The organism is Rhodanobacter humi (genome assembly GCF_041107455.1).
Classification (GTDB): Bacteria; Pseudomonadota; Gammaproteobacteria; order Xanthomonadales; family Rhodanobacteraceae; genus Rhodanobacter_A.
On the sequence record NZ_JBGBPY010000001.1, the window covers coordinates 1,878,368 to 1,897,631 of the forward strand.

General features: G+C 69.8%; 21 protein-coding genes and 1 tRNA gene. 12 read left to right on the top strand and 10 right to left on the bottom strand.

Annotation, left to right across the window (positions count from 1 at the left end; genetic code table 11):
- Positions 1-48: 48 nt before the first annotated feature.
- A complete protein-coding gene (locus AB7878_RS08280) occupies positions 49-900 on the top strand; it encodes a sulfotransferase family protein (protein WP_369493905.1) in 852 nt (283 codons plus the stop codon).
- A gap of 68 nt (positions 901-968) precedes the next feature.
- Here AB7878_RS08280 and AB7878_RS08285 read toward each other — a convergent pair.
- Positions 969-1,045 (bottom strand) — tRNA-Met (locus tag AB7878_RS08285).
- Between the two features lie 182 nt (positions 1,046-1,227).
- Here AB7878_RS08285 and AB7878_RS08290 point away from each other — a divergent pair.
- The 6 genes from AB7878_RS08290 to AB7878_RS08315 all read left to right on the top strand — a co-directional run bounded on the left by AB7878_RS08290 (position 1,228) and on the right by AB7878_RS08315 (position 5,017).
- Positions 1,228-1,788, top strand: a complete 561-nt coding sequence (locus AB7878_RS08290) for an RNA pyrophosphohydrolase (protein ID WP_369493906.1) — start codon at positions 1,228-1,230, stop codon at positions 1,786-1,788.
- Positions 1,789-1,844: 56 nt separating this feature from the next.
- Positions 1,845-2,063 carry a (2Fe-2S)-binding protein gene (locus tag AB7878_RS08295; RefSeq protein WP_369493907.1) on the top strand — a complete coding sequence of 73 codons (219 nt, stop codon included), beginning with the start codon at positions 1,845-1,847 and terminating at the stop codon, positions 2,061-2,063.
- Between the two features lie 103 nt (positions 2,064-2,166).
- Entirely contained in the window at positions 2,167-2,637 is a 471-nt protein-coding gene (bfr, locus tag AB7878_RS08300; protein WP_192107942.1) for a bacterioferritin, read from the top strand.
- Positions 2,638-2,725: 88 nt separating this feature from the next.
- Positions 2,726-3,103, top strand: coding sequence for an iron-sulfur cluster insertion protein ErpA (erpA, locus tag AB7878_RS08305; RefSeq protein ID WP_369493908.1), 378 nt, complete (start codon positions 2,726-2,728; stop codon positions 3,101-3,103).
- A gap of 2 nt (positions 3,104-3,105) precedes the next feature.
- A complete protein-coding gene (nudC, locus tag AB7878_RS08310; RefSeq protein ID WP_369493909.1) occupies positions 3,106-4,077 on the top strand; it encodes an NAD(+) diphosphatase in 972 nt (323 codons plus the stop codon).
- 70 nt (positions 4,078-4,147) lie between these two features.
- Entirely contained in the window at positions 4,148-5,017 is an 870-nt protein-coding gene (locus AB7878_RS08315) for a beta-lactamase induction protein (RefSeq protein ID WP_369493910.1), read from the top strand.
- An 86-nt stretch (positions 5,018-5,103) separates the two neighbouring features.
- Here AB7878_RS08315 and AB7878_RS08320 read toward each other — a convergent pair whose 3' ends face one another.
- Complete coding sequence (locus AB7878_RS08320; RefSeq protein ID WP_369493911.1) at positions 5,104-6,978, bottom strand: MFS transporter; 1,875 nt, start codon at positions 6,976-6,978, stop codon at positions 5,104-5,106.
- A gap of 114 nt (positions 6,979-7,092) precedes the next feature.
- Entirely contained in the window at positions 7,093-7,848 is a 756-nt protein-coding gene (locus AB7878_RS08325) for a Bax inhibitor-1/YccA family protein (RefSeq protein WP_369493912.1), read from the bottom strand.
- Between the two features lie 111 nt (positions 7,849-7,959).
- Here AB7878_RS08325 and AB7878_RS08330 point away from each other — a divergent pair, with 111 nt between their 5' ends.
- Together AB7878_RS08330 and AB7878_RS08335 are read left to right on the top strand one after the other, a co-directional pair.
- Positions 7,960-8,172, top strand: a complete 213-nt coding sequence (locus AB7878_RS08330; RefSeq protein ID WP_369493913.1) for a hypervirulence associated TUDOR domain-containing protein — start codon at positions 7,960-7,962, stop codon at positions 8,170-8,172.
- A complete protein-coding gene (locus AB7878_RS08335) occupies positions 8,169-8,714 on the top strand; it encodes a DUF488 domain-containing protein (protein ID WP_369493914.1) in 546 nt (181 codons plus the stop codon). The genes AB7878_RS08330 and AB7878_RS08335 overlap by 4 nt, the downstream gene beginning before the upstream one ends.
- Before the next feature lie 60 nt (positions 8,715-8,774).
- Here the strand turns inward: AB7878_RS08335 and AB7878_RS08340 are convergent, their stop codons facing one another.
- Complete coding sequence (locus tag AB7878_RS08340; protein ID WP_369493915.1) at positions 8,775-9,758, bottom strand: helix-turn-helix transcriptional regulator; 984 nt, start codon at positions 9,756-9,758, stop codon at positions 8,775-8,777.
- Between the two features lie 148 nt (positions 9,759-9,906).
- Between AB7878_RS08340 and AB7878_RS08345 the strand changes: the two genes are divergently transcribed.
- Positions 9,907-10,818 (top strand): hypothetical protein, encoded by a 912-nt coding sequence (locus AB7878_RS08345; RefSeq protein WP_369493916.1) that lies wholly within the window; start codon positions 9,907-9,909, stop codon positions 10,816-10,818.
- An 81-nt stretch (positions 10,819-10,899) separates the two neighbouring features.
- A complete protein-coding gene (locus AB7878_RS08350; protein ID WP_369493917.1) occupies positions 10,900-11,706 on the top strand; it encodes a DUF481 domain-containing protein in 807 nt (268 codons plus the stop codon).
- A 64-nt stretch (positions 11,707-11,770) separates the two neighbouring features.
- Here the strand turns inward: AB7878_RS08350 and hemC are convergent, their stop codons facing one another.
- The 5 genes from hemC to AB7878_RS08375 all read right to left on the bottom strand — a co-directional run bounded on the left by hemC (position 11,771) and on the right by AB7878_RS08375 (position 15,951).
- Positions 11,771-12,682 (bottom strand): hydroxymethylbilane synthase, encoded by a 912-nt coding sequence (gene hemC, locus AB7878_RS08355; protein WP_369493918.1) that lies wholly within the window; start codon positions 12,680-12,682, stop codon positions 11,771-11,773.
- A gap of 92 nt (positions 12,683-12,774) precedes the next feature.
- Positions 12,775-13,479 carry a LytR/AlgR family response regulator transcription factor gene (locus AB7878_RS08360; protein ID WP_369493919.1) on the bottom strand — a complete coding sequence of 235 codons (705 nt, stop codon included), beginning with the start codon at positions 13,477-13,479 and terminating at the stop codon, positions 12,775-12,777.
- Positions 13,457-14,539, bottom strand: a complete 1,083-nt coding sequence (locus tag AB7878_RS08365; protein ID WP_369493920.1) for a sensor histidine kinase — start codon at positions 14,537-14,539, stop codon at positions 13,457-13,459. Before AB7878_RS08365 ends, AB7878_RS08360 begins: the two co-directional genes overlap by 23 nt.
- 30 nt (positions 14,540-14,569) lie before the next feature.
- Positions 14,570-15,238, bottom strand: a complete 669-nt coding sequence (locus tag AB7878_RS08370; RefSeq protein ID WP_369493921.1) for an alpha/beta hydrolase — start codon at positions 15,236-15,238, stop codon at positions 14,570-14,572.
- A gap of 68 nt (positions 15,239-15,306) precedes the next feature.
- On the bottom strand, positions 15,307-15,951 hold the full coding sequence (locus tag AB7878_RS08375) for a cysteine hydrolase family protein (RefSeq protein ID WP_369493922.1): 645 nt from the start codon (positions 15,949-15,951) through the stop codon (positions 15,307-15,309).
- Positions 15,952-16,082: 131 nt separating this feature from the next.
- On the opposite strand from AB7878_RS08375, the gene AB7878_RS08380 reads away from it, so the two are divergent.
- The gene (locus AB7878_RS08380) at positions 16,083-17,039 is read left to right on the top strand and encodes a GlxA family transcriptional regulator (protein ID WP_369493923.1); all 957 of its coding nucleotides are present in this window, start codon (positions 16,083-16,085) and stop codon (positions 17,037-17,039) included.
- Positions 17,040-17,043: 4 nt separating this feature from the next.
- Here the strand turns inward: AB7878_RS08380 and AB7878_RS08385 are convergent, their stop codons facing one another.
- Positions 17,044-19,197 (bottom strand): prolyl oligopeptidase family serine peptidase, encoded by a 2,154-nt coding sequence (locus AB7878_RS08385; protein WP_369493924.1) that lies wholly within the window; start codon positions 19,195-19,197, stop codon positions 17,044-17,046.
- Positions 19,198-19,264: the final 67 nt, after the last annotated feature.

The window sequence follows — 19,264 nt, forward strand, 5'->3', positions numbered from 1 at the left end:
TTTCGCCGGACGCCACGTCCACCGCACCGATCCACAGGAGAGCGCCCCATGCCTGCCGCCCCCGCTGCCGCGAAGCCGCCACGGAAGTTCCACTTCATCTCCGGGCTGCCGCGCTCGGGCAGCACGCTGCTGGCCGCCATCCTCAACCAGAACCCGCGCTTCCACGCCGGCATGACCAGCCCGCTCGCCGACATCATGGGCGTGGTGATCGCGGAGGCGAGCAGCAAGAACGATTTTTCGTTCGACGTCTCCGACGAGCAGCGCGTGGCCATGCTGCGCGGCCTGGTCGAGAACTTCTACGCGGGACACGCGGGCGGCGATGCCGCGATCGTGTTCGACACCAGCCGGCTGTGGTGCAGCCGCATGCAGCTGCTCGACATGCTGTTTCCGGAAGCGAAGGTGATCGCCTGCGTGCGCCAGCTGTCCTGGGTGCTGGACAGCATGGAACGGCTGGTGCGCCGGCAGCCGGTCGGCGTCAGCAAGGTGTTCCGCTTCGACACCAACACCACGGTGTACTCGCGCGTCGAGGCGCTCACCGACCCGCGCGGCATGGTGGGCTTCTCCTTCCAGGCCACCAAGGACGCGTTCTACGGCCAGTACGCGCCCGGCCACCTGCTGCTGCTCACCTACGAAAGCCTGGTGCGCAACCCCGCGGCGGCCCTGCGCGCGGTCTACCAGTTCATCGGCGAACCCTGGTTCGAACACGACTTCGACCACATCGCCTACCACGCTGACGAGTTCGACGCCCGCGTCGGCATGCCCGGCCTGCACACCGTGCGCCCCAAGGTGGAGCCGATCGAGCGCACCTCCGTGCTGCCGCGCGAGATCTTCGGCCGCTTCATGAACGAATCGTTCTGGATGGATCCGAAGAACAACGTCAGCCAGGTGCCGATCGTGTGACCCTGACGCGAAAAGGCCCGCGGCGAAGGCGGGCCATCTGATCCAACTTGCTGATCTTGCAAGGCAAATGGTGGCTATGGGTGGACTCGAACCACCGACCCCAGCATTATGAGTGCTGTGCTCTAACCGGCTGAGCTACATAGCCATGGGGAATCCGCCGCGCCGGATCGTTTGTGATGCCGAAGGCGGGGCGCGGCAGTTTAATGGCGGGCACGCTACGGTTCAAGTTTTCCGGCTTGCCGCGCTTCGGCCTGCATGGTTGAATCGGGTCATCGCCTTGCGCGCGTCGGCTATTGCCGGTGCGTGGCACGGCCCGAGGATGACGAGATGATCGACGTCGATGGCTACCGTCCGAATGTGGGCATCGTGCTGCTGAACGCGGACGGCCGCCTGTTCTGGGCGCGCCGCATCAACCGCGACGGCTGGCAGTTCCCGCAGGGCGGCATGCGCAGCGACGAGACGCCGCTGGAAGCGATGTACCGCGAGCTGGAAGAGGAAACCGGCCTGGCGCCCGAGCATGTCGAGGTGGTGGCTGCCACCCGCGGCTGGCTGCGCTACAAGCTGCCGCAGCGCTACGTGCGCCACCACCAGCATCCCACCTGCATCGGCCAGAAGCAGGTCTGGTTCCTGCTCAAGCTGGTCAGCGACGAGGCCTCGCTGCGGCTGGATGCGTGCGACAAGCCCGAGTTCGACATCTGGCGCTGGGTGGATTTCTGGTACCCGGCCGCCCACGTGGTGAACTTCAAGCGGCAGGTGTACGAGCGCGCGCTGCGCCATTTCGCGCCGCTGGTGGAAGGCCTGTGCCGGGTCGAACTGGGCAACGCGCCGCCACGCGAGGACGGCGATCCCACGCCGGACGAACCCCGGCATGGCTGGCGCGCCGCCTGAACGGCGAAACGCCCGCGCCATTTGCATAGTTGACAATCATTCGCATTTGCGTTCTTATGCGCGGCATGTACATCTGCCTGTGCAACGCCGTCACCGACCACGACATCCGCCGCGAAGTCGCCGATGGCGTGCGCACGTTCGCGCAGCTGCAGGCGCGCACCGGCTGCTCGGACTGCTGCGGCTGCTGCGAACCCGAGGCGCGTGCCTGCCTTGCGCAGGCGATCGAGCAGCACGAATCCGCGGTGGCGCTGCCCGCCTTCGTCGCGACCGCCTGAGCCGTCCGCGCGTTCCCACGCGCAAACCATTGCCATTCGCGTTACGCCCGCCTGACGGCGGAGTTCGTATAGTCGTCGCATCCCCAGCGAACGGAGAGCGGCCATGAAGGGCGACGCCAAGGTCATCGAATTCCTCAACAAGGTGCTCTACAACGAGCTCACCGCGATCAACCAGTACTTCCTGCATTACCGCATGTTCAAGGACTGGGGCTACGCGGAGCTGGCCGAGCACGAGTACAAGGAATCGATCGAGGAAATGAAGCACGCCGATCGCCTGATCGAGCGCATCCTGTTCCTCGACGGCCTGCCGAACCTGCAACACCTCGGCAAGCTGCGCATCGGCGAGAACGTGCTGGAGTGCATCCAGGGCGACCTCGACCTGGAACTGGCTGCCACCAAGGACTTGCGCGCGGCGATCGCGCACAGCGAGGGCATCGCCGACTACGTCAGCCGCGACCTGTTCAAGGGCATCCTGCACGACGAGGAAGAGCACATCGACTGGCTGGAAACCCAGCAGAGTCTGGTCAAGGACATCGGCGCGGAACGCTACCTGCAAAGCAAGATGCAGAGCTGATCGCCTGCCGTAGCCGCACGACGGTCATGCCGGCGCAAGGCAGGCGAAGTATGCTTGTAGCGCCCGCCCGCGCCCCCATCTGAGTGCCATGGATACCGTCCTCCAGCTTCCCGTCGTTCCCGACTACCGCAGCAGCGGCGCGCCGCTGCTGTTCACCGAGGCCGCCGCGCGCAAGGTGCACGAGCTGATCGCGGAGGAGGGCAATCCCGCGCTGAAGCTTCGCGTGTACATCTCCGGCGGCGGCTGCTCGGGCTTCCAGTACGGCTTCACCTTCGACGAGGCCCAGGCCGAGGACGACTTCGCGCTGGAACGCGAGGGCGTGACCCTGCTGTGCGATCCGCTGTCGCTGCAATACCTCACCGGCGCCGAGATCGACTACAGCGAGAACCTGGGCGGTGCGCAGTTCGTGATACGCAATCCGAACGCGAAGACCACCTGCGGCTGCGGCTCCTCGTTCTCCGCCTGAACATGGGCGCAGCTACGCAGGGCAACACCTTCGCCGGACTCAGCCTGATCCTCGACCGCATGGCCGAACGCCGCGACGACACGGCATGGGTCGCCGCGCAGGCCATCGCGCCCGATGTGCGCTTCCTGCTGCTCGACGCGGCAGGCCGCGCCTTCCTGCACGCCGACCGCGACGCGCTGCGCTGGCTGGATGCCGTCGAGCGCCGACAGCTGTGCGCCGATACGCCCGCGTGGCTGCTCGGCATCGCCGACGGACACCCGCATTTCCTGCTGGCGCTGACGGATGACGCGCACGCCGGCGCACTGGAAGCAAGCCTGGTCGCGCGCCGCGCCAGCCTGCGCGAAGCCGGCCTGCTGCTGCACGCCGACGAGGCTGGCCTGTTCGCCTACGCCAAGGGCCTGGCGCACTGGCAGCGCGAGACGCGGCATTGCGCGCACTGCGGCGCGCCGCTCGTCATCGTCTCCGCCGGCCACCGCATGCACTGCACGAGCGCCGCCTGCGGCCGCATGCATTTCCCGCGCACCGACGCCGCGATCATCGTGATCGTGGAACACGAGGGTGCCTGCCTGCTCGGCCGCCAGGCGAGCTGGCCGCCCGGGCGCTATTCCACGCTGGCCGGCTTCATCGAGCCGGGCGAGGCGCTGGAGGATGCGGTGCGCCGCGAGGTGATGGAGGAATCCGGCGTGCTGGTGGGCGAGGTGTGCTACCACTCCTCGCAGCCTTGGCCGATGCCGGCCTCGCTGATGGTGGGCTTCACCGCCGTGGCCCGCGATCCCGCGATCCGCCTGCGCGACCGCGAGCTGGAAGACGCGCGCTGGTTTACCCCGCGGCAGATCGCCGACGGCATCGCCGACGGCAGCTTCCTGCCCTCCACGCCGCTGTCGGTGTCCTACCGCCTGCTCGAACACTGGCTGCGCGAGCGCGCGGGCCTGGAGCTCGACGCGCTGCTCGCGGCGCGCGCCGTACACGCTTGAGCCGCGCCTCGTGCGTCATGTGACGCGCGAAAGGCTCGCTTACAATGCGGCGGTTCCCCCGGAGAAGCGCATGGCCATACGTCTGCTCGTCGCCCTGATTGCCCTCGGCCTGCTGCACTGGCAGCCGCGCCTCGCGCACTGGCGCAACGACGCCGGCTTCCGCCGCTGGGTGGCGCAACTGGGCGACACCAGCGGCACGGGTCGCGTGGTGCTGGCGCTGCTGTTGCCGCTGGTGCTGTGCGCGCTGGCGACCTGGCTGCTGGGCCTGCCACCGCTGGCCGACCTGCTGCAGCTGCTGTTCGCGCTGGCGGTGCTGTTGTTCTGCTTCGGCCCGCACGCGTTCGAGGCCGACCTGGAGGCGATCCTCGCCGCGCCGGACGGCGCCAGCCGCGAAGCCGCCGCGCAGGCGCTGGGCGAGGATGGCGAACACGTGGCGTGGCAGGCCACCGGACTGGGCGAGGCCACCGCCTACGCCGCACTGCGCCGGCGCTTCGGCGTGCTGTTCTGGTTCTTCCTGCTCGGCCCGCTGGGCGCGCTACTGTACCGGCTGACGCGCGCGCTGGGCCACGACGACACGTTGCGGCTGGACGCCGAGGCGCGCGGCACCGCACGCCGTTTCGCGAACGCGCTGGACTGGATTCCCGCGCAGCTGCTGGTGTTCACGCTGGCCCTGGTCGGCCACTGGGACGCGGTGATCGGCGCCTGGCGCCGCTGGCACCAGCAGGCCCTGCCGAACAGCTGGCTCAACGAGGGCCCGGGTTTCCTCGGCGCCGCCGCGCGTGCGGACATCCAGGTCGACATCGAGGGCGGCGAAGGCTACGCCGAGGAACGCAGCGATCCGCTCGTCGAGCTGCGACGCCTGCGCAGCGCGCTGCTGCGCGCCCTGCTGGCCTGGCTCAGCGTGGTGGCGTTGATCGTGATCGGCGGCTGGTTGCGCTGAGGCCATCGGCCAGCGGTAGGAGCGGCTTCAGCCGCGATCTCATGCCCAATCGCGGCTGAAGCCGCTCCTACGCCCGTCGAGACGGCCTACGCCAACTCGCCGCGCAACTCGCGCACGCGTGCTTCCAGACCTGCGGCGCTGACGCGCTCCGGTGGCAGCGGCGCATCCACCACCAGTTCCACCCGCGCGCGGAAGCGCCGCGGCAGGCGCGCGCGATGCAGCGCGGAATCGCGCCGGCTCCACATGCTGCCCCACAGCCCGCGCAGCGCCATCGGCAGCACCGGCACCGGGCGACGCGCGAGGATCTTTTCCAGACCGGGACGGAACGGCGCGATCGTGCCGTCGCGGGTCAGCGCGCCCTCGGGGAAGATGCACACCAGTTCGCCGTCGGCCAGCGCGGCGTCGATGGCGTCATACGCCTGCTGCAGCACCGCCGGGTCTTCCTTCTGCCCGGCGATGGGTATCGCCTTTGCCGTCCTGAACAGGAAACGCAGCAGCGGGACGTTGAAGATCCGGTAATACATCACGAAGCGTGCAGGCCGGCGCAGGTTCGCCATCAGCAGCAGCGGATCGACGTAGCTCACGTGGTTGCACACCAGCAGCGCCGGGCCTTCCTCCGGAATGTGCTGCAGGCCGTCCGCACGCACCCGGTACAGCGTGCGGGTGAGCAGCCAGGTGACGAAGCGCAGGATGAACTCCGGCACCAGGGTGAAGATGTACGCCGCCACCAGCACGTTGAGCAGCGCGGCGGCGAGGAAGATCTGCACCGCGTCCAGCCCCAGCGCGCCCAGGCCCAGGCCGAAGCCCGCCGCCGCCACGATCAGCACGGCGTTCATGATGTTGTTGCCGGCGATGATGCGCGAGAGCTTGTCGCGCGGCGCGCGCGCCTGCACGAAGGCGAACAGCGGCACCACGTAGAGGCCGGCGAACGCGCCGATCAGGGTGAGGTCGAGCACCACGCGCCAGCTGCCCGCGCCGTGCAGGAAGCCCAGCCAGTCCAGCCCGCGCACCGGCGCGAGGCCGTGCCGCGCGAAGTACAGGTCCACGCCGAACACGGTGAGCCCGAATGCGCCCAGCGGCACCAGGCCGATCTCCACCCGTTTGCCGGAGAGCTTCTCGCAGGCCAGCGCGCCGAGGCCACTACCGATCGAGAACAGCGTCAGCACCAGGGTGTAGACCGTGTTGTCGCCGCCCAGCGTCTCGCGCGTGTAGATCGGCAGCTGCGCGATCAACACGGTGCCGAAGAACCAGAACCAGGAGATGCCCAGCACCGCATTCCACACCGCACGGTCGGCGTGGGTGATGCCGACGACGCGCGCGGTCTCGCCGAACGGGTTCCAGTTGACCTTCAGATCCGGCGCGGTGGCCGGCGCCGGCGGAATCGCGCGACAGATGAGGTAACCGATCACCGCCACGCCTATCGTCACGCCCGCGGCCAGCCACGGCCCGATCCGCGCCACACCCATCAGCGTGGTGCCCGCGATCATGCCCAACAAGATCGCCAGCTGGGTGCCCATCTCCACCAGGCCGTTGCCGCCCACCAGCTCGGCGGGCTTCAGCGCCTGCGGCAGGATCGCGTACTTGATCGGCCCGAACACGGTGGAGTGCAGGCCCATCATGAACAGCACCACCAGCAGCAGGCTGACGTGATGCGTGATGAAGCCCGCCGCCGCGACCGCCATCGCGGCGATCTCGAACAGCTTCACCCAGCGGATGATGCGGGTCTTCTCGATCTTCTCCGCGAGCTGCCCCGCCGTGGCCGAGAACAGGAAGAACGGCAGGATGAACAGCGCCGGCGCGAGGTTGGTGTAGAGCGAGGCCGCGCGGTCATCCAGCCCCAGCTGGAACGCCACCAGCACCAGCAACGCATTGCGGAACGCGTTGTCGTTGAACGCCGCCAGCGCCTGCGTCCAGAAGAACGGCGCGAAACGACGCTGACCGAACAGGGCGAACTGGCTCATGCGTATCCTTGCGACTGGGCTGGCCGCAGCTTAGCCGATACGCGATTACCGGCCGCAGACAGCGAAACGCCCGCGGTGTGCGGGCGTTTCGTCAACCGTGCAGGCGCGGCGTACTCAGTTGCGCGACTGCAGCTTCGACAGCAGGCGCAGCATCTCCAGGTACAACCACACCAGGGTCACCACCAGCGCGAACGCGCCGTACCACTCCATGTACTTCGGCGCGCCGGCGCCCACGCCCTGCTCGATCATGTCGAAGTCGAGGATCAGGTTCAGCGCCGCGATCACCACCACGGCGAGGCTGAACAGGATGCCGATGGTGCTGCTGCCGGTGATGAAGCCGAAGGAGTGGCCGAAGAAACCCATCACGAAGCTGGCGAGGTAGACCAGCAGGATGCCGCCGGTGGCGGCGACCACGCCGAGCTTGAACTTGTCGGTGGCGCGGATCAGCCCGCTGCGGTAGGCCAGCAGCATCGCCGCCATGGTGCCGAAGGTCAGCCCCACCGCCTGCATCACGATGCCGGGGTAGCGCATCTCGAAGATCGCCGACAGCGCGCCCACGAACACGCCCTCGGCCAGCGCGTACAGCGGCGCGGTGACCGGCGCCCAGGTCTTCTTGAACGCGGTGACCATGGCCAGCACGAAACCGACCAGCGCACCGCCGAGCACCAGCGGCCCCAGCGCGGGCAGGCTCTCGGCGCCGTGGAAGCGGCTCCAGCTGAACATCGCGCCGATCACCACCAGCACCAGCAGCAGGCCGGTCTTGTTGACCGTGCCGTTGAGCGTCATGGCGTTGCCGTCGTGCTGGAATACCGCGCCGCTGGCCGCGTCGAGGAAGGTGTTCTTGTTGAGGGCGGGATTGCCGCTTTGCATGGCTTTCTCCTGTAGGTATGCCCATCCTAGCCCGCCCGCCTGCCGTTTGCAGTCGCTGCACGCGGACAGTGCGAACATGGGCCGCATCGTCAGGCTACAGAGACCACCGCCATGAGCCAGCAGTTCCACATCGGCGACCACGTGCGCTGGAATTCCGAGGCCGGCTACGTCACCGGCCACATCATCAAGGTCCATACGGTCGATACGCTGTACAAGGGCCACCCGCGCCACTGCAGCCCGGATGATCCGCAATACGAGATCAAGAGCGACAAGACCGACCACGTCGCCATGCACAAGGGCAAGGCGCTCTCGAAGATCGCGTGAACGCCGCCGCACCCGCCACGATCTGGACGATCGGCCACTCCACCCGCACGCTGGAGGAATTCCTCGCCCTGCTCGCGGCCTACCGCATCGAGGCGATCGCCGACGTGCGCCGCTTCCCCGGCTCGCGGCGCTGGCCGCAGTTCGCGCGCGATGCGCTTGCCGCGAGCCTGCCGGCACACGGCATCGGCTACCAATGGTTTCCAGAACTGGGCGGGCGACGCCGGGCACAACCGGATTCGCCGAACACCGCCTGGCGCAATGCCGCGTTCCGCGGCTACGCCGACCACCTCGCCAGCGCGGAATTCGCGGAGGGGTTGGCCGCCATGCTGGCCTTCGCCGCGCGCCAGCGCACGGCCATGATGTGCGCCGAAGCGGTGTGGTGGCGCTGCCACCGCTCGATCATCGCCGACGTGCTGAAGCAGCGCGGCATCGAGGTGGTGCACATCCTCGACCTGCATCACAGCGTGGTGCACCCGTGGACCTCGGCGGCGCACATCGAGAACGGCGAGCTCAGCTATGCGGCACCTTCCACGTCAGCGTAGGAGCGGCTTCAGCCGCGACCGGGCACACGAATCGCGGCTGAAGCCACTCCTACACCGCTCCTACCGCGGCGGCGCCTGGTACGCGCCCTGCGCCAGCTGCAGCAGGATCTTCATCTCCTCGCGCAGCGACAGCGGCGCGATCACCTCGGCGTCCGGGCCGTACTTGAGCACGTCCATCAACAATTCCTTGGAATTGGAATACGGCAGCTGCAGCTCGTAGCGGCCGTCGCCCAGCCACTCGCCCTTCTGCTGCGAATGCCAGTGCTCGTCGGCCACCCAGCGCGCGGCATGCGAGGAGAAGCGGATCGTGGCCCAGGCCTTGGGCTGGCCGGCGAAGATGCCGTAGCTGGAGGCCAGCGCCTGGTCCAGCTCGGCCTCGGGCAAGTCGCGCGCGGACGCGTCCAGCGCCTGCGCCTCGGCGATGCGGTCCACCGCGAAGCTGCGCAGCGCCTCGCGGTCGTGGTCCCACACGTCGAGATACCAGTTGTCGCGGTAATGGGTGAGGCGTTGCGGCGAGACGGTGCGGCGGCTGTCCGCGCCGGTGGTGCGCGCGCGGTAGCGGAAGCGCAGCTGCTTCCGTTCCAGCACCGCGCCGGCCACGATGCGGAACGCCTGCTGGTCGAGCTTGCGCGCGCCCCACGGGATCACCCGGATGCGCTCGACCGGCAACGCCTTGCCGCTGCCGCGGTCGGACAGCAGGTGCTCGATGCGCGACTTGAACGGCGCCAGTGCACCGGACAGCACGCCCGGGCCGCTGCGGCCGATCAGCTCGTTCAGCGCCAGCAGCGCCGCCAGTTCGTCGGAGGTGAGCCACAGACCCGGCAACTCGAAACGCTCACCCTCGCCCAGCTCGTAGCGGAACGCGGCGTGCTCGCCGCCCGCACTCTCGATCGGCGCGCCCAGCGCGTCGCGCAGGAAGGCCACGTCGCGGTACAGCGTGGCGCGCGAGCACTCCAGCTCGTCCATCAGCTTGGGCAGCGGCACCGGGTAGTGCGCCGACTTCAGCAGGCGATGCAGGGTGAGGATGCGTTCGTAGCGGTCCATGGCGGGCTCGGCGGTCGCGGCAAGGTGCGTGAGCCTCCTAGCATGGGTACGCCCGCCGGCGCCCGCAAGCCTGCCGAACGTTTGGCTAACCCGCATCCGTGACGGCTGGCTTAAGCTTGCAACCCCGCCTTCCCCGACGGAATCCTCCATGCAGTCCACCCGCGAGTGGCCCGATGCGATCGCGGCCGACATGGCGACGCCAGCGGTGCCGTCCGCCCGTTCGAACCGCGCCGCGGCACTGCTGCAGGTGCTGGCGACCACCGGTTACGGGATCTGGCTGTGGCTGGGCCTGTCGCTGTTGCTGGGGCTGAGCCCGCCGGGCCGCAGCGGCACCCTGATCCCGCTGGGGCTGGGCGCCGTGCTGGCAGGCAGCGGCCTGCTGCTGGCCTGCCTGCGGATACCCGGGCTGGCCAGCTGGCACGGCTGGCTGCCGCGGCCGGGCCACCGCCCCACGCGTTCCGCACTGATGGCCCTGGCGACCTGGTTGCCGGTGCTGGCAGTGGCAGGCCTGGCGCATGGCGACAACAGCTTCTGGGTGACCCGACTGGCCGGTACGGCGCTGATGCTGTGCAGCCTAGTCAGCCTGCTGCTGGCCACCCACGACGACCGTGCCCGCCTGCCGCCCACGCTGCAACGCGCAACCGCCCTGCTGCCGGCCTGCCGCATCACCATCGCGGCCTACATCGGCGGCCTCTGGTTGTGGCTGAGCGTGCTGGCGCAAGACGAGTTCATTGGCGGCCGCGGCGCCTACCTGTGGGTCCTGCTGCTGCTGGCGCTGGCGCTCGGCCAGGGCCTGCTGGAAAGCGGGCTGTGGCAATCGCTGCGCGAGCCTGAAACCGCCGCCGGCGAGGACGCGGCGAACCGCGGCCGCTTCCCCGTGCGCCTGGTCGCCTCGCTGCTGAGCTACGCACTGCCCTGCACGGCCCTGCTGCTGGGCGGCGCTTCCGGCAACCTGCTCGCAGCCGCGCTCGCCGCGCCCGGCTGCCTGCTGGGCCAATTGCTGGAACGCTGGCTGTACGAGGGTGCGCTGGCCGACGCCGTGGGTGCAAAAGCGGCCTGATCGGCCCGTGTTCATTGAAAATTCAAGCCGTTGCGTTAAGGTGTGCCACTTACAATTGCTTAACGAAACGGATATCCACCCATGAACAAGACCCTGATGGCCGCCCTGCTGCTGGCGGCATGCGCGAGCTTCGGCGCGCAGGCGCAAGACGCCAACGGCGCCACCAACAACGGCGGCTGGAGCGGTTCGGGCGAATTCGGCTTCGCCTCCGCCACCGGCAACACCCGTTCGCAGAACGTCAACGCCAAGCTCGGCCTGAGCCAGGAAAACGAGCAGTGGAAGAACAGCTTCTTCCTCGACGTGCTGCGCACCAAGGTGCAGCAGAAGGTGATCGACCAGAACGGCAACACCATCAACGAATTCAACACCACCGCCAACCGCTACGACGGCGGCGCCTCGGTCGGCTACAAGCTCGATCCGCGCAGCTACATCGTGGGCGCGGGCCGCTACGACCACGACCAGTTCGGCGCCAACCTGTGGCAGGGCGTGGTCTCGCTGGGCTACGGCTACATCGCGCTGAAGGACGCCCGCAACGAGCTGTCGTTCGAAATCGGTCCCGGTTACAAGAAGTACCGCCCGGCCGACCTCACCGTGGACATCGCCGGCGTCGTCACCAAGGAACGGCAGACGGTGCAGCACGAGGTGGTGGCCCGCGGCCTGGTCAACTACAAGTTCCGCCTCACCGACAATACCTCGTTCGAGGACACGTTCCTGACGGAAGCGGGCTCCAAGAACACCTACCTGCAGAACGACGCCGGCCTCGCCGTCAGCATGACCAAGAAACTGGCGCTGAAGGTGGGCTTCCAGGTGCGCCGCAACAGCGACGTGCTGCCCGGCATCCGGAAGACCGACACGCTGACCACCACCAACCTGGTCTACAACTTCTGAGGGTTGGGATTCGGGAAGCATCGACGGCCCCCGCCTTCGGCGGGGGCCGTTTTCGTTTCGGTGTCTATGCGCCCAGGAACTCCGCGGCGCCCTGCGCGAACAGCGCCGCGGCCACCGCGCGGCCCAGCGCCTCGGCATCCTCGCCGTCCGCCTGCGCGTGCAGCAGGCGGCCGCTGGCCGCGTCGCCCACCAGTCCGCGCAGGTGCAGGCCGCGTTCGGTGAGCGTGCACCATGCGCCCACCGGCACCGTACAGCTGCCGCCCAGCGCCTGGTTCATCGCGCGCTCGGCGCCGACCTCCTGCCGCGTGTCGGCGTCGTCCAGCACCGCGAGCAGGGCCAGCGTGGCCGGCTGGTCGGCGCGCGCCTCGATCGCGATCGCCGCCTGCCCCGGTGCCGGCAGCCAGTCCGGCGCGGCCAGCCGGCTGCGGATGCGCGCGGCCAGGCCCAGCCGCTCCAGCCCCGCGCAGGCCAGCACGATCGCGTCGTAACGGCCGGCATCCAGCTTCGCCAGCCGCGTGCCCACGTTGCCGCGCAAATCCAGCAGTTCCAGGTCCGGCCGCAGCGCGCGCAGCTGCGCCTGCCGGCGCAGCGAGGACGTGCCCACCTTCGCGCCCGGCGGCAAGGTGGCGAGGTCGGCACAGTCGTTGCTGACGAAGGCGTCCGCCGCATCCGCGCGCGGCAGGATCGCCGGCAGCGCGAAACCCGGCTCCAGTTCGGCCGGCACATCCTTCAGCGAATGCACGGCGAGGTCGGCGCGGCCTTCCAGCATCGCCACTTCCAGTTCCTTCAGGAACAGCCCCTTGCCGCCGATCGTCGCCAGTGGCTGGTCGAGGATCTCGTCGCCGCGGGTGGACAGCGGCACCAGCTCCACCGCCAGCCCCGGATGCGCCGCGCGCAGCAGCGCCGCCACGTGCTCGGCCTGCCACAGCGCGAGCGCGCTCTTGCGGGTGGCGATGCGCAAGGTGTTCGGGGTCATGCGGGCTCCACGGTCTGGCTTGTGCGCCATTGTCGCCGATGCAGCGATGGCTGCGCAGGCAGCGACGAATCGACGCGCCGCGCAACCAGCGTTCACCCCATCCTGAGCAGCTTGCGCAGCGCCGGCAGGTTGCGCCGGCTCACCTCGGGGCTGAAGTCGGTGCCGGCGAGGCGGGCCAGCACGCGGCCGTCGGACAGCGGTTTCAGGCCCAGCAGGCGGGCGGGCGGCACCAGGCAGTTGCGGTGCAGGCGGATCAACTGTTCGGGGTAGGCCTCCTCCAGCTGGCGCAGCGATTCGTCGATCAGCAGCTCGCCGCCGGTGTGCCGCACGCACACGTACTTCTCCTCGGCGAGCAGGCAGATCACCTCGTCCAGCGCCACGCGCACCTGCTCGTCGCGCACGCGCGCGTGCAGCCACGCGGTGGCGGCACGCGGCGCGTCCGCCAGTCGCTTGCGCGCGCGCTGCAGCGCCCCGCGCAGGCGTTCCAGCCGCACCGGCTTCAGCAGGTAATCCACCGCGTCCAGCTCGAAGGCGTGCAGCGCGTGGTTCTCGTAGGCGGTGCAGAACACCACCTGCGGCCGCGCGCGTCCGGCCAGCCGCGCGGCCAGCGCCAGGCCGTCGAGGCCGGGCATGTTGATGTCGAGCAGCAGCAGGTCGGGCTGCAGTTCGGCGAGCGCGGCAAGCGCGGCCTCGCCGTCGCCCACGCTGCCGGCCAGCTCGGCGCCTTCGCACTCGCCCAGCAGCGTGGCGAGGCGCATGCGCGCCAGCGGTTCGTCATCGACGATCAGCACGCGCATCGTCATTCCCCTTCGTCTCGAACGGCAGCCGCAGGCTCACCACGTAGCGCTCGCCCTGCGCCCCCGCCTGCACCGCGGCGCGCGGGCCGTAGCGGAACGCCACGCGCCGGCGCACGTTGTCCAGGCCATGGCCGTTGCCACTGCGGGCGGGCGCGGACGACAACGGGTTGGCGATCTCGATCACGATGGCTGCGCCGTCGCGCCGCCCGCGCAACGTCACCGTGCCGCCTTCGCGCAGCGGCTGGATGCCGTGGCGCACCGCGTTCTCCACCAGCGGCTGCAACAGCAGGCGCGGCAGCGGGAACGCCTGCGGCAGGTCGTCCAGTGCGCGCTCGACGCGCAGGCGTTCGCCCAGGCGCAGCTGCTCGATCGCGAGGTAGCGGTCGAGCAGGGCCAGTTCCTCGCCCAACGTGCCGTCGCCCCGTTCGTCCAGGCCCTCGTGCTGGCCCAGTGCGGCGCGGAACAGCTCGGCCAGGTCCTCCACCGTGCGCTCGGCCGCTGCCGGGTCGAGCGGGATCAGCGCCGCCACGGTGTTCATGCTGTTGAACAGGAAGTGCGGGCGGATGCGCGCCTGCAACGCCTCCACCTGCGCCCGGCTCACCGCGGCGAGGCGCAGCCGCCACTGCGCGGCCACGTAGAAGTAGCGCAGGATCGCCGCGCCGAGCAGGGCGGCGATCAGCACGTTGTCGCGCACGAAGGCCGCCGCGCCGTCGCGCAGCAGGCCCATTTGGAGCGCCTCGTCCAGCCCGTGCGCCATCCAGCTCGCCGCGCCCACGATCGGCATCATCAGCAACCACGCGGCAAGGTAGGGCAGGTGTCCCGGCAGCCGTTGCAGCCACGTGCGCAGCAGGCACAGCACCACGCCGATCACCAGCGCCAGCCAGGTCACGAACAGGATGCCCACGCTGTAGCCGGAGAGGTCGCGATGGTCGCCCGCGGCCAGCCACACCACCGTCGCAGCCAGCGCGCCGGTCACCAGCAGGGTGAACAGCACCGGCAGGCTGCAGAAGTCCGGCAGCGGGCTGGGTTCGTCGGGGTGGCGAAAGAAGGGCTCGCGCATGCGCGCAGTATGCCGCAGCGTCGCGCCAGTTCAGCCCAATCTCGCGCCCAGCCAGCGGCGCAGGTCGGCGATTTCCTCGGCGCAGACCGCGTGCGCCATCGGATAGCTGTGCCAGTCCACGCGATAGCCCAGGCCTTGCAGCAGATCGCGGCTGGCACTGCCGCGCGGCGGGATCACCACCGGATCGAAGCTGCCGTGCGCCTGGAAGATTGGCACCGCCGCGTTCGCCGCGCTGCGCTCGGCGGCCAGCGTGTCGGCGATCGGCAGGTAGGTGGACAGCGCCACGATGCCAGCCAACCGCGATGCATGGCGCAAACCCGCGGCCAGCGCGATCGCGCCGCCCTGCGAGAAGCCGGCGAGGAAGATCCGCTCGTCGGGCACGCCACGCGCGTTCTCGCGCGCGATCAGCGCCTCGGTGGCGGCGATCGAGGCGCGGATGCCCGCCTCGTCCTGCTGCGCCAGCAAGTCGAAGCCGACGATGTCGTACCAGGCGCGCATCGGCATGCCGCCGTTCACCGTCACCGGCCGCACCGGCGCATGCGGAAACACGAAGCGCAGCGCCGGCCAGTCCGCCGCCACCAGCTCCGGCACGATAGGCGCGAAATCGTGGCCGTCCGCACCCAGGCCGTGCAGCCAGATCACGCTGTAGCGGGGGCTGGCGGCGGTTTCGTGTTCGATGGCGGGGAGCAGCTCGGACATGGTGGAGATCGCGGCGGAAAGACCCACAGCTTAGCGCCTGCCGAGCCCGCGATCTCCGCCTCCCTGCCTCAGGCCGCCGCGGCCAGCTGCGCCAGCGCCCGCTGGTGCGAGGCGTGGATGGTGTCGCGCTCCGGCACGGTGCCTGCAGCGAGGTGGCCGATCCATTCGTCGGTCGTCATCACCGCGGCGTAGCGCGACTGCTCCACCACCGCGAACACGCGGTGGATCTCCTCCGCCGTGGCGCTGCCGGCGCGGTTCGCATAGGGCACGCTGCCGGAGGCATCCATCAGGAATTCCACCGCCAGCCCCGCATCGAAGGCGTGCTTGATCGTGGTGTCGTTGCAGTTGTGGGTCATGTAGCCGGCCACGACGAGCGTGTCGATGCCGCTCGCGGCCAGCCACGCGGCGAGATCGGTGCCCGCGAACGCGCTGGGCAGCTTCTTCTGCACGAAGTGCTGGCGCGGCCGGCCGGCGACCACCTCGTGCAATTGCCAACCATGCGTGCCTTCGGCAAACAGCGGGGCGTCGGCGGGTGCCATCTGCTGCACCACGACCACCGGGATGCCGGCGGCACGGGCGGCGTCCATCGCTTCACCGATACGGCGCAACGAATCGGCGACCGGCGGATACGCGATGCGCAGGCCGCCGCTCTCGTATTCGTTCTGCACGTCGACCACGACGAGGGCGCGGCGCGGTTGCTGGACTTCGGTCATGGCGGCTCTTCCTCGAAGGCAGGGGACGGTTCGTCCCGGTGCCGCCATGATCCGCGTCCGCTCGATCCGGCGGCAGTGGCCCGAATGCCAGCTTTGGTTAGAATCGGGCCACACTGGTCGAGGGCATCCACATGACGACGAAGCAGCGCGTGGCGGTGGTGGCGTTCGACGGCATCCGGCCATTCCACCTGTCGGTGCCGTGCGCGGTGTTCGGCGAGACCGCCGACGCGGAGCCGTCGCCGTTCGAGCTGCGCGTGTGCGCGGCCGAGCCGGGCGAACTGCGCAGCCAGGCCGGCTTCGGCATCGTGACCAAACACAGCCTGCGCGCGCTGGCCTGGGCCGACATCGTGGTGGTGCCGTCGTGGCGCGATCCGCACGAAACGCCGCCCGCGCCGCTACTGGCCGCGCTGCGGCGGGCGCACGCGCGCGGCGCGCTGATCGTGGGCTTGTGCGTGGGCGCCTTCGTGCTGGCCGAGGCCGGCCTGCTCGACGGCCGCCGCGCCACCACGCACTGGCGTTGGGCCACGCGCTTCGCCGCGTGCTACCCGCAGGTGCGGCTCGATCCCGACGTGCTGTACGTGGACGAGGGCGACGTGCTCACCTCGGCCGGCACCGCCGCCGGCATCGACTGCTGCCTGCACGTGCTGCGCCAGCGCCTGGGCGCGGAAGCGGCGAACCGCATGGCGCGCACCCTGGTGGTGCCGCCGCACCGGCAGGGCAACCAGGCGCAATACATCGAGCAACCGGTGCTGGCCACGTCGCGCGACACGCCGCTGACCAAGACGCTGGACTGGGCCGCGCGCCACCTCGACGCCGCGCACAGCCTCGACTCGCTGGCCGTGCGCGCCGCGATGAGCCGGCGCAGCTTCACCCGTCACTTCCGCCAGCACACCGGCACCACCGTGGGCCAGTGGCTGCTGACGCAGCGGCTGGCGCTGGCGCAACGGCTGCTGGAAACCACCGCGCAGCCGATCGAACGCATCGCCGAACGCGCCGGCTTCGGCACGGCACTGTCCATGCGCCAGCACTTCGGCGCCGCGCTGCACACCACGCCGTCGCTGTACCGGCGCGAGTTCCGCGGGCGGTAAGAAGTTATTTCGTCGGCAAGCCCAGCTCCTGCGCGAAGAACGTCAGCATCAGCGCGGTGTTGCCCACGCGCTGCGAGAACGGTGCGCCGATGCCGTGGCCGGCGTTCATGCGGGTGAGCAGCAGGATCGGCGGCTGCGAGCTGCTGGCGTTCTGCAGGGCAGCGGCGAACTTGCGCGACTGCCACGGCGCCACGCGCGGGTCGTTCGCGCCGGTGGTGAGCAGCACCGCGGGATAGGCGGTGTGCGGCTTGACGTTCTGCAACGGCGAGTAGGCGAGCGTGGCCTTGAACTGCGCGGGATCGGCCACCGTGCCGTACTCGGGCACGTTGTAGGCGCCGTTCGCGAACTCGGTCTCGTGGCGGATCACGTCGTAGATGCCGACCATGCCCACCACGGCGCGGTAGTCGCCCGGATGCTGCACGATCTGCGTGCCCATCAGCAGGCCGCCGTTGCTGCCGCCCAGCGCGCCCAGGTGGGTGCGGTCGGTCCAGTGCGTGGCGATGAGCGCCTTGGCCGCCGCATGAAAGTCGTCGAACACGTTCTGCTTGTGCAGTTTCTGGCCCTGCGCGTGCCACAGCTCACCGTTCTCGTTGCCGCCACGGAGGTTCGCGTAGGCGAGCACGCCGCCGCGTTCCAGCCAGGCCAGCTCGGCACCCACGAAATGCGGCGCCACGGGAATGTCGAAGCCGCCATAGCCGTACAGGATGGTCGGCCGCTGGCCGTTCGGCGTTACGCCTTTCATCGCCAGCACGGTGACGGGAATTTTCGTGCCGTCCTTCGACACACCGTCGATGCGGTGCGCCTCGATCTTCGAATAGTCGGCGGCGGCCTTCACCTCGAATACGGTCTTGAGCGTGCCGGATTTCGCATCGTATTCGGCCCAGCGCGAGGGCAGCGTCCAGCCGGCATAGCCGATCAGCGCGTGCGCCTGGCCCGCCTCGCCGGCGATGCCGCCGATGCCGATGCCGTGCGCGGGCAGCGGCAGGCGGCGCACGAATTTCGCGGCGTGGTCGTATTGCTCCACCCACCAGTCCGGGCCCCAGCTGCGCACCACCAGGAAACCGTCGGCGATCGGCGCCACCCGCTGCAACGCGCCTTCGCGCTGGCCCAGCACCTCGCCGACCTTGCCGTTCGCGGCGACGGCGAGCAGCTTGCCACGCGGCGCGCCGGCGAAGCTGGCGACGAACAGGCGCTGGCCCACCCAGCCGGCGAAGCGCACGTCGGCGGCATCGCCCAGCACCTTTTTCCATGCCTCACCTTCGCGCAGCCACACCTCGGCCGGCCCACCGTCGCCCACGTTCGCCAGCACGGCGAGCTGCTTCGCGCCGGGCGAACTCAGCAGGCGGTATTCGGCCACCTTGGAGAAATCCTTGCCGAACACCGCGACGTCCTTCGCGGCCGGCTCGCCGAGCACGTGGTGCACCAGCGCGGCGTGGAACTGCACGACATTCTCACCCTTGGGCGGCGGCGGGAAGCGCACGTAGGTGAAGCCGCGCTCGTTCGCATCCCAGGCCACGCCCTGCGGCGTGGTGCCGCCACCGGCCCAGGGCAGGGCGTCGGGCAAGGTCTTGCCGCTCTGCACGTCGAGCACGTGGATCGTGGTGAGCTCACTGCCGCCCTCGGCGGTGCCGTAGGCGAGGTAGCGGCCGCTGGGCGAGGGCCAGTAGCCGGTGATCGCGGTGTTGCCGCCGTTCGCGTTGAGGTCCACCAGCACGCGCGCCGTGCCGTTCGGCCACGGCTGCGCGATCAGCTGCGGCTGCGCTTGCGGCGGTGTCTCCTGCATATAGAACAGCGTGCCGCCGGCCAGCAGCGGGCCGGAGCGGGTGGTGGAGGTGATCGCCAGCTCGCGCACGCGCGCGTTCATCGCCTGGCCGTCCGGCATCGTCGCCAGCACCTGCTCGGTGTACGCGTTCTGCGCCTTGATCCAGGCCGCGACCGCGGGGTCGGCAGGGTTTTCCAGCCAGCGGTACGGATCCGCCACGGTGACGCCGTGCAGCACGCTGGCGTCGTCGTGCCGCGGCGTGGCGGGCGGTTCCGGCATGCGGCCGCCGATCAGCGACACGTCGCGTTGCGGAGGCGTGGGCATCTGCCGGGCATCGGCGATGCAGGCGGCCATGCCCGCGAACAACGCAAGCGACAGGGCAAGTACGGGGCGCATGCGGATTCTCCGACCGTGGGACCGCCCCCGAGGGTAACCCCGGCTCCCGGCCCATGCACCTGACTTT

Excerpts from the sequence above, each read along its gene's own strand:
- AB7878_RS08280 (WP_369493905.1), top strand. The coding sequence starts at position 49 with ATGCCTGCCGCCCCCGCTGCCGCGAAGCCGCCACGGAAGTTCCACTTC.
- AB7878_RS08290 (WP_369493906.1), top strand. The coding sequence starts at position 1,228 with ATGATCGACGTCGATGGCTACCGTCCGAATGTGGGCATCGTGCTGCTG.
- AB7878_RS08295 (WP_369493907.1), top strand. The coding sequence starts at position 1,845 with ATGCGCGGCATGTACATCTGCCTGTGCAACGCCGTCACCGACCACGAC.
- bfr (WP_192107942.1), top strand. The coding sequence starts at position 2,167 with ATGAAGGGCGACGCCAAGGTCATCGAATTCCTCAACAAGGTGCTCTAC.
- erpA (WP_369493908.1), top strand. The coding sequence starts at position 2,726 with ATGGATACCGTCCTCCAGCTTCCCGTCGTTCCCGACTACCGCAGCAGC.
- nudC (WP_369493909.1), top strand. The coding sequence starts at position 3,106 with ATGGGCGCAGCTACGCAGGGCAACACCTTCGCCGGACTCAGCCTGATC.
- AB7878_RS08315 (WP_369493910.1), top strand. The coding sequence starts at position 4,148 with ATGGCCATACGTCTGCTCGTCGCCCTGATTGCCCTCGGCCTGCTGCAC.
- AB7878_RS08320 (WP_369493911.1), bottom strand. The coding sequence starts at position 6,978 with ATGAGCCAGTTCGCCCTGTTCGGTCAGCGTCGTTTCGCGCCGTTCTTC.
- AB7878_RS08325 (WP_369493912.1), bottom strand. The coding sequence starts at position 7,848 with ATGCAAAGCGGCAATCCCGCCCTCAACAAGAACACCTTCCTCGACGCG.
- AB7878_RS08330 (WP_369493913.1), top strand. The coding sequence starts at position 7,960 with ATGAGCCAGCAGTTCCACATCGGCGACCACGTGCGCTGGAATTCCGAG.
- AB7878_RS08340 (WP_369493915.1), bottom strand. The coding sequence starts at position 9,758 with ATGGACCGCTACGAACGCATCCTCACCCTGCATCGCCTGCTGAAGTCG.
- AB7878_RS08345 (WP_369493916.1), top strand. The coding sequence starts at position 9,907 with ATGCAGTCCACCCGCGAGTGGCCCGATGCGATCGCGGCCGACATGGCG.
- AB7878_RS08350 (WP_369493917.1), top strand. The coding sequence starts at position 10,900 with ATGAACAAGACCCTGATGGCCGCCCTGCTGCTGGCGGCATGCGCGAGC.
- hemC (WP_369493918.1), bottom strand. The coding sequence starts at position 12,682 with ATGACCCCGAACACCTTGCGCATCGCCACCCGCAAGAGCGCGCTCGCG.
- AB7878_RS08360 (WP_369493919.1), bottom strand. The coding sequence starts at position 13,479 with ATGCGCGTGCTGATCGTCGATGACGAACCGCTGGCGCGCATGCGCCTC.
- AB7878_RS08365 (WP_369493920.1), bottom strand. The coding sequence starts at position 14,539 with ATGCGCGAGCCCTTCTTTCGCCACCCCGACGAACCCAGCCCGCTGCCG.
- AB7878_RS08370 (WP_369493921.1), bottom strand. The coding sequence starts at position 15,238 with ATGTCCGAGCTGCTCCCCGCCATCGAACACGAAACCGCCGCCAGCCCC.
- AB7878_RS08375 (WP_369493922.1), bottom strand. The coding sequence starts at position 15,951 with ATGACCGAAGTCCAGCAACCGCGCCGCGCCCTCGTCGTGGTCGACGTG.
- AB7878_RS08380 (WP_369493923.1), top strand. The coding sequence starts at position 16,083 with ATGACGACGAAGCAGCGCGTGGCGGTGGTGGCGTTCGACGGCATCCGG.
- AB7878_RS08385 (WP_369493924.1), bottom strand. The coding sequence starts at position 19,197 with ATGCGCCCCGTACTTGCCCTGTCGCTTGCGTTGTTCGCGGGCATGGCC.